The 13,895-nt window shown below is 65.5% G+C and carries 16 protein-coding genes and 1 pseudogene; 8 read left to right on the top strand and 9 right to left on the bottom strand.

The genetic code is table 11. The features are described from left to right. Positions 1–13: 13 nt before the first annotated feature. The 4 genes from H276_RS0102645 to H276_RS22460 all read left to right on the top strand — a co-directional run bounded on the left by H276_RS0102645 (position 14) and on the right by H276_RS22460 (position 4,058). Positions 14–850: a hypothetical protein gene (locus H276_RS0102645; RefSeq protein WP_019969758.1), complete on the top strand. Its 837-nt coding sequence runs from the start codon at positions 14–16 to the stop codon at positions 848–850. A 321-nt stretch (positions 851–1,171) separates the two neighbouring features. Beyond that, the gene (locus tag H276_RS0102630) at positions 1,172–1,867 is read left to right on the top strand and encodes a hypothetical protein (protein WP_019969755.1); all 696 of its coding nucleotides are present in this window, start codon (positions 1,172–1,174) and stop codon (positions 1,865–1,867) included. 338 nt (positions 1,868–2,205) lie between these two features. After that, positions 2,206–3,708, top strand: coding sequence for a terminase large subunit domain-containing protein (locus H276_RS0102620; RefSeq protein ID WP_019969753.1), 1,503 nt, complete (start codon positions 2,206–2,208; stop codon positions 3,706–3,708). Continuing rightward, a complete protein-coding gene (locus H276_RS22460; RefSeq protein ID WP_019969752.1) occupies positions 3,708–4,058 on the top strand; it encodes a hypothetical protein in 351 nt (116 codons plus the stop codon). Before H276_RS0102620 ends, H276_RS22460 begins: the two co-directional genes overlap by 1 nt. On the opposite strand, the gene H276_RS0102610 is transcribed toward H276_RS22460, so the two are convergent. The 7 genes and pseudogenes from H276_RS0102610 to dapB all read right to left on the bottom strand — a co-directional run bounded on the left by H276_RS0102610 (position 4,030) and on the right by dapB (position 7,964). After that, positions 4,030–4,449, bottom strand: a complete 420-nt coding sequence (locus tag H276_RS0102610) for a hypothetical protein (RefSeq protein WP_019969751.1) — start codon at positions 4,447–4,449, stop codon at positions 4,030–4,032. The genes H276_RS22460 and H276_RS0102610 overlap by 29 nt on opposite strands. A 136-nt stretch (positions 4,450–4,585) precedes the next feature. Further along, positions 4,586–4,900: a hypothetical protein gene (locus tag H276_RS0102605; protein ID WP_231376581.1), complete on the bottom strand. Its 315-nt coding sequence runs from the start codon at positions 4,898–4,900 to the stop codon at positions 4,586–4,588. 68 nt (positions 4,901–4,968) lie between these two features. Beyond that, entirely contained in the window at positions 4,969–5,421 is a 453-nt protein-coding gene (locus H276_RS0102600) for a flavodoxin family protein (protein ID WP_019969749.1), read from the bottom strand. A 24-nt stretch (positions 5,422–5,445) separates the two neighbouring features. Next, a complete protein-coding gene (locus tag H276_RS0102595) occupies positions 5,446–6,513 on the bottom strand; it encodes a DUF4238 domain-containing protein (protein ID WP_019969748.1) in 1,068 nt (355 codons plus the stop codon). A 35-nt stretch (positions 6,514–6,548) separates the two neighbouring features. Continuing rightward, positions 6,549–6,764, bottom strand: a pseudogene (locus tag H276_RS0102590) (flavodoxin family protein); the annotation flags it as partial. A 1-nt stretch (position 6,765) separates the two neighbouring features. Next, a complete protein-coding gene (locus H276_RS0102585) occupies positions 6,766–7,230 on the bottom strand; it encodes a hypothetical protein (RefSeq protein ID WP_018600679.1) in 465 nt (154 codons plus the stop codon). Beyond that, positions 7,227–7,964 (bottom strand): 4-hydroxy-tetrahydrodipicolinate reductase, encoded by a 738-nt coding sequence (dapB, locus tag H276_RS0102580; RefSeq protein ID WP_026356513.1) that lies wholly within the window; start codon positions 7,962–7,964, stop codon positions 7,227–7,229. The genes H276_RS0102585 and dapB overlap by 4 nt, the downstream gene beginning before the upstream one ends. 141 nt (positions 7,965–8,105) lie before the next feature. Between dapB and H276_RS22455 the strand changes: the two genes are divergently transcribed. Together H276_RS22455 and H276_RS0102570 are read left to right on the top strand one after the other, a co-directional pair. Next, complete coding sequence (locus H276_RS22455; RefSeq protein WP_019969745.1) at positions 8,106–9,452, top strand: HNH endonuclease signature motif containing protein; 1,347 nt, start codon at positions 8,106–8,108, stop codon at positions 9,450–9,452. 73 nt (positions 9,453–9,525) lie between these two features. Continuing rightward, positions 9,526–10,296, top strand: coding sequence for an META domain-containing protein (locus H276_RS0102570; protein ID WP_019969744.1), 771 nt, complete (start codon positions 9,526–9,528; stop codon positions 10,294–10,296). Here the strand turns inward: H276_RS0102570 and H276_RS0102565 are convergent. After that, entirely contained in the window at positions 10,285–10,800 is a 516-nt protein-coding gene (locus H276_RS0102565; protein WP_026356512.1) for an Lrp/AsnC family transcriptional regulator, read from the bottom strand. The two genes, H276_RS0102570 and H276_RS0102565, sit on opposite strands and share 12 nt — an antisense overlap. Before the next feature lie 92 nt (positions 10,801–10,892). Here H276_RS0102565 and ald point away from each other — a divergent pair, with 92 nt between their 5' ends. Next, positions 10,893–12,005: an alanine dehydrogenase gene (ald, locus tag H276_RS0102560; RefSeq protein WP_019969742.1), complete on the top strand. Its 1,113-nt coding sequence runs from the start codon at positions 10,893–10,895 to the stop codon at positions 12,003–12,005. Positions 12,006–12,069: 64 nt separating this feature from the next. Beyond that, positions 12,070–12,615, top strand: a complete 546-nt coding sequence (locus tag H276_RS0102555) for a DUF4334 domain-containing protein (protein WP_019969741.1) — start codon at positions 12,070–12,072, stop codon at positions 12,613–12,615. 392 nt (positions 12,616–13,007) lie between these two features. Here H276_RS0102555 and bla read toward each other — a convergent pair whose 3' ends face one another. Next, on the bottom strand, positions 13,008–13,883 hold the full coding sequence (gene bla, locus H276_RS0102550) for a class A beta-lactamase (RefSeq protein WP_019969740.1): 876 nt from the start codon (positions 13,881–13,883) through the stop codon (positions 13,008–13,010). Positions 13,884–13,895: the final 12 nt, after the last annotated feature.

Here is a 13,895-nt window from a genome sequence, read left to right as displayed (position 1 = left end):
AACTGACTTCCCGATGACCCCGCACGCCAGCATGCTGGCGGTGCAGTTCACCGCGCCCCTGGTAAACCCGAGCCCCAGCGGGCTCTACCCCGCGACGTTCTGGACCGAGGAGCCCGGCGCCACGCGATGGCTGGACAGCGGCGTGGAGGTGCGGGGACCGAACTACAGTGGCGGCGGGGCGTCGGGCGTTTGGGGTGCCGACTGGTGCGTGAGCCCCGGTGACCTCACGCCCGAGGACATCAAGACCGGCGAGCGGCCCGACATCCTCGACCCGTTCCCAGCCATGACGGTCTGGGCGTTCGACAGCTGCGACCTGACCGAGCCGTCACGGGCCGAGGTCCGCGAGCGAGCTGCGCAGATCTTCCGACTGGAGGAGCAGACTGCCGCCGAGCGGGAGTTCTCCGCACGGCTGCTGGCCGACGCGGCAGAGCTGCCCGGTGGTATCGCCAGCGCGACTGACCTGGTAGCGGCGGTGGGAACGATCGAAGCTGCGTTCGGGCTGACGAACACATTGGGGCTCATCCACATTGGCCTGCAGTGGCTTGCACCGCTCACCGAGGCCCACATGGTGACCCGTACGGGCACCGGCTGGACCAGCCCCGCCGGCCACCGCTGGGTGTTCGGCGGCGGCTACGTCGATGGGCTCGGCGACACCCTGGTGGCCACGTCGGCGACGTTTGGGTGGCGCAATTCGGTGGCGGTCCGGGAGGCCATCGACGAACGGCACAACAGGTTCATTGCCATCGCCGAACGGTCGCTGGTCATCGGCTACGAGGCAGCGGTGGGGGCGGTGGCCATCGTTCCCGAGGTGCCCGTGCCCGACGAGCCCGAAGAGGATGTGACGCCGTGACCATCGTGGCGATGTTCGCGACCACGTTCATGCTGTCAGCATCGACCTGCTCGGCGGCGATGCTCGGGAGGCCGACATGGCAGTAACTATCGGGACCATCGAGATGGCGACCGACGACGCCCTGCCGAAATGCTGGCAGTGCGGCGGCCCTGTGCTCCATTATGCGGGCAGCGTCCACGGCTGGCGGTGTCGCAGGTGCCTCGACAAGTACCTGGACGCCTCTGCCGCGCGTGCTGACGCAAACGACCTAAAAGAACGAAACCGCTTGTTAGCCAAGCATTTTCGGAAGAACACCACCAACAGCCGGAAGGCCCAGGAACGATGACCAGCGCCGCTACCGCCGAGCTGATCGCCGCCGCTGCCGCCAGCGCTGCCAAGGCAACTGTGGCGCACTTGTCGGCGCGGACGCCAAGCACACCGCGGGCCACCGCCAAGCCGCCCAGCACACCGAAGTTGCCCAAGCCACCGAAGCGTGCGTTGACCGACCGCGACCGGGAACTCTTGGCCGTGGCCATCCACGAGGCGGGGCACGCCGTGGCCGCGGTGGTGCTGGGGGCGCAGCTGCGCAACGCCGTGGTGGCCAGCGGCAGGGTGACCGGCCCCGAGGGCCTGACCACGCTCATGCCTGGTGGTTTGCCGCACGGCCGCGGCCCGGAGTTCGCGTTCGCGGGGCCGTGGGCGCAGGCCAGGTTCCTTGCCGGGGGTCGCCCGAGTTTCGCTCAGCTCCACGCGGTGTTCGACCATCATGGCCACAAGGACCGCCGCGTTCTGGTCGCTGCTGGCGGGCTGCATGAGGGTAGCGGTGTGACGTTTCAACTGGAGCGTGCGTGGCCAGCGGTGTTGACCTGCGCGCGTCGGCTTTACACCGCTGGCGAGGCCCATCACGACGACGTGTGCAAAGCGCTCGGCCTGACCGACGGCGGCGGGCCGGGCAGCGTGCAGTTGGCCAACCTGCGCGCCGGGCTGCGCACGGTGCCGACGTTCGTCCCGGCCACCAAGCAGGCCGCACCCGCCTGATGTTCCACCCGGCATCGCCCGCCCTGGCCTCGGGCGCGCGTTGCCGGTTCAAACCACCACCGGAGGGATACCCCGATGACCGTGACCAGCACCGTTACCGATCCGCTGCACTGGATGCCGGACTACTGTCCCCGGTGCAATCCGCTCGGTCACCACGCGGATAGCTGCACGCGGGAACGCACCATGGCCGAGCCTGAGGCGATCGAGTGGCACGGTGGAAAGGGACTCATCGTCGAATATCGTTGCGCCAGATGCGATTACCAGTGGCAGCGCGCTGACCTATGGGACGCGCGCGAAGCCGGATTCACACCGAGGCAGGACCGGAAGGTAGTAGCAGCGTGAGCGCGGTCGCCAGCATCGCCGCCGCCAGGGCCATCGCGGCAGCACGGGACCGTCAGAAGCCTGCCTCGCCAGCCGACCTTGCGCGGAGGCTGGACCCGAAGTTCGTCATAACGCCCACGATTCGGCTGCTGAGCGACATCGCCGTGCGCACCGTCGAGCAACCCGACCAGCGCGACATCGTGACCACCCCGCCGCGCACCGGTAAGAGCCGCCTGCTGGCGATCTGGACCGCCGTGTGGGCGCTGTCGCGGAACCCCGACCTCGAAGTCGTCATCGTTTCCTACAGCGACGAACTCGCCCAGGCGCACAGTCGTGCTGCGCGGCGCATCATCCAAGAGCACGGCGACTACCTCGGGATTCGGCTGGCCATGGACGCGAGAGCGGTGGGGCGATGGCAGGTCGAGGGCCGTGCGGGCGGGCTGCTGGCGACCGGAATCAATAGTGGCGTAACCGGTTTCGGAGCCGACCTGCTACTGATCGATGACCCCGTCAAGGATGCCGCCGAGGCCGACTCGAAAGCCCACCGCCGCCGGGTGATCAGCGAGTACCGGTCGACCTTGGCGACGCGCGTGCATCCCGGCGGCAGCGTGCTGCTCGTCATGACCCGTTGGCACGAGCGCGATCTCGCCGGCGAGCTGCTCGACAGCGAACCCGACGTGTGGACCCGCACCAACATTCCCGCCGTAGCCGAGACCGGCATCCCCGACGCGCTGGGCCGTGCGCCGGGCGTGGCCATGATCTCCGCGCTCGGCTTCACGCCGGAGCACTACGCCGCAGCTCGACGCACGTCCGGCGAACGAGCCTGGCACGCGCTGTACATGGGCAACCCGACCACCCCTGAGGGCGGTCTAATCAAGGCCTCGTGGATCGAGAGCTGGCGTCTGCCGGTCGCCCCCGCCGGGCCGGTGCGCACGGTCATCGGCGTCGACCCATCCGACTCTGGTAGCGGCGACTCGTGCGGGCTCATCGCCGCCAGCAGCTACGCCGACGGCACGGTAGCGTTGATTGCCGATGTCTCCGAACCGCTCACCTCCGAGCGGTGGGCGCGGCGGGCGGTCGAACTCGCGATCAGCACCGGAGCATCCGAAATCGCAATCGAGTCGTTCGCCGCTGGCACCACCTACCGGGCAGTCGTCGCCGACGTGATCAAGCGAATGAGGCCCGACCGTCCGATCCGTGTAACCGCGTGGCCTCCCAAAGGTTCAGGGCGTGGCAAGGGCGACGCCGAAGCTCGCAGCGCCGCGCTGCGCCAGGCGCTCGAAGTTGGCACGTGCCGGGTGGCCGGGCACTTGCCCTCGTTCGAGAGCCAGGCGGTCGCGTGGCAGTCGGGGCAGCATCAGCCCGACAGCTTGGCTGCTGCGGTGGTTGCGCACGACGTGCTGACCGCCGGGGCCGGTGTGGTGCACATTGTGACCCCGCTCGACATCGCCCGCCGCCAGCGCGAGGGCAAGCTACCGCCGCCGCCCCCGTGGATGACTCGCAAGATCGGGGGCGCGTGATGACGACGACGAGCTGCTGCAGCCCCAACGGTTCCGGTGGCCGGTTGGCACAGCTGGGGCGGGCGAAGCTGCGCGCCCAGATGACCGCACCACCTGCGCCCGATCAGCTGTTCGGCTGCCAGTGCGGACGCTGCTGCCCACCGCAATGGACGCCTGCCGACGTGGACGCAGCGGTGCGGCACCTCAGCAACCGTGATGCCGTCGACCTGGCCCTGGGTCGCGTGGCTGTGAGCAGCTTTACCAGCTGCGACACCTGCGGGGAATGGTCACCGGTCCTGCGGCCGGTCGATACCGGCGCAGGTGAGGACGGCTGCGAAGTGCTCACCTTCCCGGTGGCGGGGGTCGAGTAGCGGCGGCGTGGACCGCCAACAGTGCAGCGGCCACGACAGGCGCATCGCCGACCGGCAGTCGCTGCGGTATCCCTCCGAGGACCGCGACCAGTTCGCCGGCCGGGGCACGGTCGATCCACACCTCGCAGTCGGCACCGGGCCGGCTACTAAGCGGTACCCGCACGCCTTTGCCACCGTACTCGTCTGGCTCGACAATGGGCAGTTCAACGATAACAAAGCCCGCACCGCGAAGTTTGCCGGGCAGCACCGCCGCGATCCGCGCCGCGACATCGTGCTCGCTGTGCACCACGACCTCCGCCGCATGCGTGAATTTGCCGGTGCGCTCGGTGGTCAGGAGGCCCGGCACCGAGGTGATTGCATCTTCGATCGCGCGACGACATCTATCGAACATTCGTTCGATTGTAGTGCGAATCGCGCCCCGCGGAGAAGCGGAGCCGCACCAAGCACGCCGGCTCTGGCTGACGGGCGCGCTGTCCCAGATCGCCATCAACGCACTGGGTGGTGCTGGCGGCAACCTGATGACCGGACTATGTGGCTGCCAGCAACGCTCGCCAGAGTTGAAGCAAGAGGTTCCGGTCTTCGGACGGCAGTTCCTGACGACCCACCTGTTCCATGACGGCCATCTCCCCCGCAGCCCGAAATACACCCATCCAGTCGGCGTTGGGTTGTCCGAATCGCCGGTCGAGGGCCTCGTGCACGGCTTGCAGTTCGACGCCGTGACGCTGCCTGACGGTTGTCCTGAGCGGCACCAGGTGATCCGGCGTCCACACGTCGCTAACCTCACGAGCGAAACGGATAGCGGCATCCGGCATTTGCCCGGCTTCGGAGATCAAGTCACCCACGGTTGGCACGTTACTTGCCTCGACCGACATCGGCGATGAAATGGCTTCCCGCCAATCGGGCTACGTCACTACCCCATCAACGTCGCGGCGACGGTCGCGCCGAGGTTCCAGCACGCCTCGACGTCGGCCTTAGTCGGTTTGCCCGCCACAACGACCGTCTCCGCCGCCTTTATCCAGCCCAGACCGGCAGTGATTCCGTCGAGGGCGCGCTCAGCTCCCTCGGTGCCCTCGTTGCCGTGCATGTAGGCCGCGAACGGTCGGCCCTGCGTCGAGTCCAGCAATTGGTAGTAAGCACAGTCGAAGGCGTGCTTCATGGCCCCCGAGAGGTAGCCGAGATTAGCCGGGGTTCCCAGCACGTAGCCGTCGGCCTCCAGCATCTCGACCGGCGAGACGGTGAGCGCCGGTCGGCGCACGACCTCGACGCCCTCGATCTCCGGGTCGGTCGCCCCGGCGATAACCGCCTCGAACATCTCCTGGCAGTGCGGTGACGGCGTGTGGTGGATGATCAGCAGGCGCGACATCCTTCCCACCTCCTTCTGTCGGGTCTACTGATGCCACCGGGAAACCGCCCACGGCGGCCCCTCTCCCTCTTTCCATCGAGAAGGAGGCAGCACGGCTTCCATGAACGTACTTGCCGAAGCGGGGTCTCTGTCTGGCCACGGCGGGACTCGGATCGACGCGGCGACGTTGGTATCCGGTTGCTCGAAGCAAACTTCGTTCGACGCCGCAACGATCTCGAAATTCATCTGCGCCGCCTCCTCGGCGTTCAGTTCGAATGGCGGTTGGAGATCGTGGCCAGCATTCGTGAGGACCACGAGACGGTGCGGATCAACTGGAAATAGAGCGATCGGCGAAGTAGCCCAGCCCAAAGTGCGCCAGCGCGGCCCGACAGAGCCTCCGAGATAGACCACAGGCTCATCACACGTGAGCAACGGCGACGCGCTGTCAACCAGCCACCATGTCCGTTGCGTCGAAAAATGTGGGACGGCTTGATTCCGCCACACGCCGATGGTGCTCTCAAGGGCGCGGGGCTTACGTTCCGCGCTGATCAGTGGCCGGTTGAGAAACTGCTGCAAGATCGCATCGTGACGGTGCGGCGAATAAGGAATCCGGTACAGCCGACAGACTAAAGGCAATAAGGGACTGAGAATCTCGGCGCGCCCAAAACGATTGAGCGCGTCCTCGATGCGCAGTTCGCGATCGTGCTTTGCGAGTGTCCGCTGGTCTTGCAGCGCTACAAAGACGGCCAGATCTGCGATCAGATCGCGGTCAGTCATACGACCGGCAGAGACGTCATCAAGCGCCCGAAGCCATCCGGCGGCGTCACTCTCTATCCGTGACATGTGCTTTTCGAGCCAACGACTTGGGAAGTCTGGCTCCAGATCGTCGGCAGTGATTGTGTAGAGATTGGTCCGTTTCGCGACGTCCTCCGGCGGTTGAATGTGACTGTCGCCACTGTCCGTCTTCGTCAGCCGAATGTTGCCGTCCCCGTTTGCCCATCGGCGTAGGTACATCTGCGGGACATAGTGATGGCGCTTGCCGACACCGCCTTCGATCGTCTGCCGCTTGGACTCCGCGATCTCGGCATCAGACGTCCACCGGTGACTCACCACACTGGGCGCCTATTAGCGGGGTATTTGACAGATAAGTGTTTGAGCGCACCGCTGATGTAGCCGAGGTTGGCGGGGCTGCCGAGCAGGTAACCGTCGGCGGCGAGCACATCGGCCGGCGAGACCGTGAGCGCGGGGCGACGCACCACCTCGACGCCCTCGATCTCCGGGTCCGTGGCCCCGGCAAGCACCGCCTCGAACATCTCCTGGCAGTGCGGCGACGGCGTGTGGTGGACGATGAGCAGCGTGGGCATCTTAGGCACGCTCCTGCATCTGGACAGCGGTGCGCATGGCGTCACGCGCCCGGCTGCGGTCACCCGCGTAGTCGTAGGCCCGCGCCAGCCGGTACCAGCGCACCCAGTTGTCGGGATCGGCCTCCAACTCGTCTTTCACAGTGACGAACAGGGCGTCCGCGGCGTCCCGTTCGACTCGCCCCGATGGGCGGTGCGGCAAGCAACTGACATCTAAATCCATACCCAACTCCCGAGCCAGCCGGGCGAGCCGCTGATGGGCGAACCCGGCACGCAGCGTGGTGACCAACACCCACGCACCGATTAGTGGAAATACCAGCAGCGCCAGCCCGAGTCCGATCGCCGCAGGCTTACCGGAGCCGACGAAGAAGACTGCGGTGCGGCCCAGCATGAGGAAGTACACAATCAGCGCCAGGCACATGAAGCCGATCAACAATTGGATGCGCAGCGAACGCGCGCCGTCTGTCACGAGAGGTCGAGGAGCGACTCAATGCCGATGGTGAGCCCGGGCCGCTTCCGTACATTCCGCACCGCCAGCAGCACTCCGGGAACGAACGATGCGCGATCCAGGCTGTCGTGCCGGATGGTCAGGGTCTCCCCCACGGTCCCGAACAGCACCTCCTGGTGGGCTACCAGACCGGCCAGCCGAACCGAATGCACAGGTACGCCACCGACGTCGGCACCACGGGCACCCTCAAGTCCAGTGCTGGTGGCGTCCGGGTTGGGCGGCAACCCTTTTCGCGCCTCGGCGATAAGTTCGGCAGTACGTGCCGCGGTGCCCGAAGGCGCGTCAGCCTTGTACGGATGATGCAACTCGATGATCTCGACCGAGTCGAAGTACTTCGCGGCCTGCTTCGCGAACTGCATGCACAGCACTGCGCCGATGGCGAAGTTCGGCGCGATGAGCACCGCCACCTGAGGCTTGTCCTTCAGCCATGCCTGCACCTGGGCCAGCCGCTCCGCGGTGAAGCCGGTAGTGCCAACGACAACGTGAATTCCGTTGTCGATCAAAAACTTCAGATTGTCCATCACCACGTCGGGATGGGTGAAGTCGATGACCACATCGGTGTTGGAATCGGTGAACAGACTCAGTGAATCACCGATGTCCACCCCGACCGAGAACGTCAGATCCTCGGCGTGCTCGACCCCGTACACCATCGCCGCGCCGACTTTTCCCTTAGCACCCAGAACCCCAACTCGCATGGGTTGCAGCCTACTGCCCTGCACCATGCTGGTATCGGCGCTCGGCAGGAAACAACTTCGGTCAATGTGGCCTCGTTGGCACCACTGGTCACATTTCATGGTGCATGGGTTCTTGTCGGTGGTCGAAAGTATGTTCGAATCATGGAGGGGTCGGTCGCCGCAAAACTCGCTGCATTACGCGCAGCGATCACCGAGGTGCGCGACCTGCCGTGGGGGTCACTGTCGACGGCGGACCTACTGGACGTGTGCTCGGGGATCCAGAATGCTCGCAACCTGTTGCCGACCGTCGAGCATGCCGCGATCACCGCCCTGTCCGATCAGAGCACCCCCGCCAAGATCGGGGCGAAGTCCTGGCCCGAAGTATTGCGGATCCGGTTGCGCATCTCGCAGAAAGAGGCCCGCCGACGATATCGGGATGCCATCACCCTGGGCCCCCGCACCACTCTGACCGGCCAACCCATGCCGCCGCTGCGGGAAGCGACCGCCGCCGCCCAGGCCGGGGGTTGGCTGACCCCAGACCACATCGAGGAGTTGGAGAAGTTTTTCACCGAGTGTCCTGCCTGGGTTGACACCGAGCGACGACAGAAATTTGAAGAAAAGCTGGTGGCCGTCGCCGCAGCCGACTGCCCCGACGTGTTGCGCCAGGCTGTCGCTGAAGCCCTGTACCTACTCAACCAGGACGGCGACGAACCGGTGGAGGACCTGGCCGCCCACCAGCGGAGCATCGTCCTCGGCCCGCAACAACCCGACGGCACCCGCACCATCCGCGGCCGAATGACCCCCGAACTCGGCGCCACCCTCGGCGCGGTCATCGGGAAATGGGGTGCCCCCGGCATGTGCAACCCCGACGACCAAACCCCGTGTGTTAGTGGCACACCCACCCAAGAACAGATCGACACCGACACCCGCACCAGTAGCCAACGCACCCACGACGCCCTACTCACCCTCGGCCGACACGCCCTGATGTCCGGGGAACTCGGTCAACACAATGGACTACCAGTATCGATCGTGATCACCACCACCCTGCACGAACTCGAAGCCGGCGCCGGGGTCGCGGTCACCACCACCGGGTCGAAACTACCCATCTCCGACGTGATCCGCCTGGCCGCCCACGCCCATCACTACCTGGCCGTCTTCGACAAACACACCAACGTCCCGCTCTACCTCGGCCGCAGTAAACGCATCGCCTCACCGGGACAACGGCTGGTGCTCTTCGCCCGCGACCGCGGCTGCACCCGCCCCGGCTGCACCGCCTCCGGTGACCGTTGCCAGGCCCATCACGCCAACCAGGACTTCGCCCAAGGCGGGCTCACCAACATCACCGACCTCGCGTTGGGATGTGGGCCCCATCAACGCCTCGTCGGCCCCGGCAAATGGACCACCCGCATCAACACCCACGGCCGCTGCGAATGGATACCACCAGCCCTCTTGGACACCGGCCAATCCCGCATCAACACCTACCACCTACTTCACCGAAGACAGCGGTGACGACGAAACCGACTGTCCATCAGCGTGATTGACCGAGCCGGATATGAGCATCGGCCGGTCGTTACGGTAGGGTATGCGTTCACTCCCTGCCGCACTTGCCGCCGCCCTGGCTCTTGCTGGTTGCTCGGGCACCGTAGGTGCCGACAACCCGACGACCCCCGAGGGCCGGACTTTCGTGTCGATATCCGTCGACGGTGACCAGATCCCCGGAGGTGGGCCGTTGACGGTCAAGTTCCACGGGAACCGGATCAGCACGTTCGCAGGCTGCAACCATGGCTCGGGCACCGCGGATCTATCCGGCGGACGCGTCGTGACCCAGCTGGCCAGCACGATGATGGCCTGCCCGCCACCACTCGGGGATGCCGATACCTGGGTGTCGAAATTCTTCCAACCCGGTCCTTCGTGGTCACTCACCGGCGATACGCTCACGCTCAAGACCACGGCCGCCACTGTGACCATGAAGGACAAAAAGGTGGTCGACCCGGACCGCCCGCTGACTGGCACCGTATGGCTGGTGCAGAGTCTGGTCTCACCCCAAGCGATTTCGACGTCCATCGCACTGGAACGGGCTCGGCCGACACTCATGATCAACGCCGACGGCGCGGTCACGGGCTGGACCGGCTGCAACCACATCACAGGCCATGCCGACCTTGCCAACGCACCCGGTGATATTGCGTTCGGACCACTGGCGGGTCAGGGAAACCCGTGCCCGGCAGGGGCGGGCGAAATCCAGCAAGCTGTGCTCAACGTGCTGGGCGGACATGTCCGTAGCTCAATCGACGCCGATGAATTGCGCCTCACCCGCGATGACGGCTACGGACTGATCTTGCGATCACAAGGGTGACGCACCGCGCAGATGTTCGAAGATCAATGACGTCTGGGTCCCGGCGACATCGGTATCGGCGTTGAGGTTCTCGACCACGAACGCCCGCAGGTCGTCGGTATCGCGCGCAGCGACGTGCAGGATGAAATCGTCACCACCGGCCAGGAAGTAGACGTCCATCACCTGTGGCCGTTTGCGGATCTGCGCAATGAAGCTTCGGATCTTCCCCCGTGCATTCGACTGCAGGCTGACCGAGATCATCGCCTGCAGCCCCAGGCCCACGGCAGCGGGATCGATATCGGTGTAGAAGCCCCGGATGACCCCGATCTCCTGAAGGCGTCGAACCCTCCCGTGACAAGTAGACGCGGCGATCCCGACGGCGTCGGCCAAAGCACTGTTGGAGATCCGCGCATCGGCATGCAGAGCCAGCAAAATCCGCCGGTCAACCTCATCGATGCCAGGCTGCCGAACATCCTTCGGCGAGCGGACGGAACCCCCTTCCCTACTCGCCGATCCTTCGTTCACACATGTACTGTAACGAATCCTTATCGGAGATATTGCTCACAGTCCGAATTTTCTTCACACTTGTTTCAGAGACCAACTTTGGAGGAGCGATCATGCTCGTCGGTATCCCCACCGAGATCAAGAACAACGAGTACCGCGTCGCAGCCACCCCGGCCGGCGTTGCCGAACTGACTCGCCGCGGCCACGACGTGATCATTCAGGCGGGCGCCGGTGAGGGCTCGGCCATCTCGGACAACGACTTCAAGGCCGCCGGCGCGGAGATCGTCACCACCGCAGACCAGGTCTGGGCCGATGCCGAGCTGCTGCTCAAGGTCAAGGAGCCCATCGAAGCTGAGTACGCCCGCATGCGCATGGATCAGATCCTGTTCACCTACCTGCATTTGGCCGCCTCGCGGTCGTGCACCGACGCACTGCTCGCCTCGGGCATCACCTCGATCGCCTATGAGACCGTGCAGACACCCGACGGTGCATTGCCGTTGCTGGCTCCGATGAGCGAGGTCGCCGGCCGGCTCTCAGCTCAAGTCGGTGCCTATCACCTGATGCGTAGCCACAACGGCCGCGGTGTGCTCATGGGGGGCGTCCCCGGCGTCGCACCAGCGGAGGTCGTCGTCATCGGCGGTGGCGTCGCCGGCTACAACGCCGCCCGCATCGCCAAGGGCATGGGCGCCCACGTCACGGTGTTCGACCTCAACATCACCACGCTGCGCAAGATCGACAACGAGTGTGGCAACAGCATCGAGACCCGCTACTCGTCGAGCCTCGAGCTCGAGGAAGCCGTCAAGCGCGCAGACCTGGTGATCGGCGCGGTACTCATCCCGGGCGCCAAGGCCCCCAAGTTGATTACCAATTCGACTGTCGCCCATATGAAGTCGGGCGCGGTCCTGGTCGACATCGCCATCGACCAGGGTGGCTGCTTCGAGGACTCACACCCCACCACCCACGACGACCCGACCTTCGCCGTGCACGACACCGTGTTCTACTGCGTGGCCAACATGCCCGGCGCGGTGCCCCGTACCTCGACCTTCGCGCTGACCAACGCCACCATGCCGTACGTGCTGAAGCTGGCCGACAAGGGCTGGAAGGCGGCGTGCGCGAGTGACGCCGCGCTGGCCAAGGGTCTGTCGACCCATGGGGGCGCCCTCCTGTCCGAGCAGGTCGCCGCGGATCTCGGCTTGCCCTACACCGACCCGGCAACTCTGCTGTAAGAACATGAAACCCAACGCTCGGCCCGGCAGCCCCGCTTGACACGTGTCAAGTACCCTGGGATACATGCTGTTGCAGGAAGTGTTACCGAATGTTCCGACGACCACGGACGAGGCTCTGGAGATCTTCGACGCCGCCGAGGCGGTCGACCCGGCCTTCATGATCGGCACCTGGCACGGCGACGAAGTCCCGACCGGTCATCCGATGGACGGACTCCTGGCCGCCAGCGGCTGGTGGGGCAAGCGGTTCGTCGATGCCGAGACCGTCCATCCGCTGCTGTTTCCCACCAAAGACAACACGGGCCTGTGGGCACTCAACCCGGCATTGGCGTTCGGTGGTCTCGGCGTCACCTCCAAGTTGCCGTTGTCGTTGCCGATGTCGAGGGTGATCGCGGCGTTGCGTCCGGTCTTGCAGACCCGCTCGGCGAAGGCGCGGCTACGCACTACGCGCTATCGCGGCACCGACACGGCGACGATGATCTACGACCAGTTGCCCATCAACGATGTGTTCCGCAAGCTCTCCGACGTTGCGGTGATCGGGGCGATGGATCTGCGGGGATCACAGCCCTACTTCTTCGTTCTGCACCGCGACAACTCACTGCCACTTGTCTAGGGCACCCCAGCGGTACGACCAACTCCGGGGCAAGGCTGAAATTGATTCCGCCGCAGCAGAATTCCACCCCACCGCTTCGCTTCAGCCGAATCGGTATTGCGCCGCAGGGTGTTCGGTCGGCAGACGATCACCACGACCGGTGAGCCTGTTACGGTAGGTCCCCGGCGTATAGCCCTGCTTACAGACACCACGGCTCCGCAGCTCGGGGATGACGTATTCGGTGAAATCCCTATAGCTGCCGGGGTGGTCGCCGCGATGAGATTGAAACCGTCCAAATCTGTTGCATCAACCCAGGACTGGAGTTCATCAGCGACTGTGGTCGGGCCCGGGGGTCGCGCCCGAACTCGGCGGCTTTCTGCCGGACATTTGCCACGTGCATCGGCCTTGGTAACTCAGAGCAATGACGGCACCAACAACGCCGTCAGCTCACCGATGAGCGGTCGCAGGTTGGCTGCCTCCGGATCATCGGCCCGCGATCGCGTCATCACCGCAAGCAGCAACCGCTGCCCGTCCGGGCCGTAAGCGACGCCGACATCGTTGGTGCTGCCGTAATCACCGCTGCCGGTCTTGTCGGCGCTGGTCCAGCCTGCGGGCAGGCCCGCCCGCAGGCTCGATGTCTCATTGCCCCGCATCCAGTCCTCAAGCTGCTGACGTTGCGGGCGGCTCAGTACATCTGCGGTCAGCAACGCACGGTATCCAGCACCAAGCGCCGCGGGCGTCGATGTGTCCCGCAGATCACCGGGGATGGCGGAGTTCAGCGCGGTTTCCCACCGGTCCAGGCGGGTGCGGTCGTCACCGATGCTACGGGCGAAGGCCGTGACACCCGGCGGCCCGTCAATCATCTTGAGCAGCAGGTTCCCCGCGGTGTTGTCACTGTGCTGCAGGGCAGCCTGGCACAGTTCGCCGATCGTCATATCTGCGCCCGCCCGTTCCTCGGTCACGGGCGAGTTGGCGACGATCGCACTCGGGTCGATGAATATCCGGGTGTCGAGTGCCAACTGCCCACGATCGACCTGTTGCAGCACACGTCCAACGGCGTAGCCCTTGAACGTCGAACACATCGCGAACGTCTCGTCGGCCCGGTGGGCGACCGTGCGATTCGAATCCACGTTGGCGGCGAAGATGCCGATCAACGCATTGTTGCGCTGTTCGAGGCCCGCGATCTGGTCGTCCAGGGGCGCTGCCGACGCCGCCGGCGCTCCGATGCCGGCCACAGCCACTGCCGCCAGCGATCCGACGAGTACCTTGCGCCGCGAGAGTCCAGTCATCGAGCCCAGACT

The organism is Mycobacterium sp. 141, assembly GCF_000382405.1.
Classification (GTDB): Bacteria; Actinomycetota; Actinomycetes; order Mycobacteriales; family Mycobacteriaceae; genus Mycobacterium.
The sequence above is the reverse complement of the archived record's forward strand: the minus strand, read 5'-3'. Positions and strand labels throughout refer to the sequence as shown.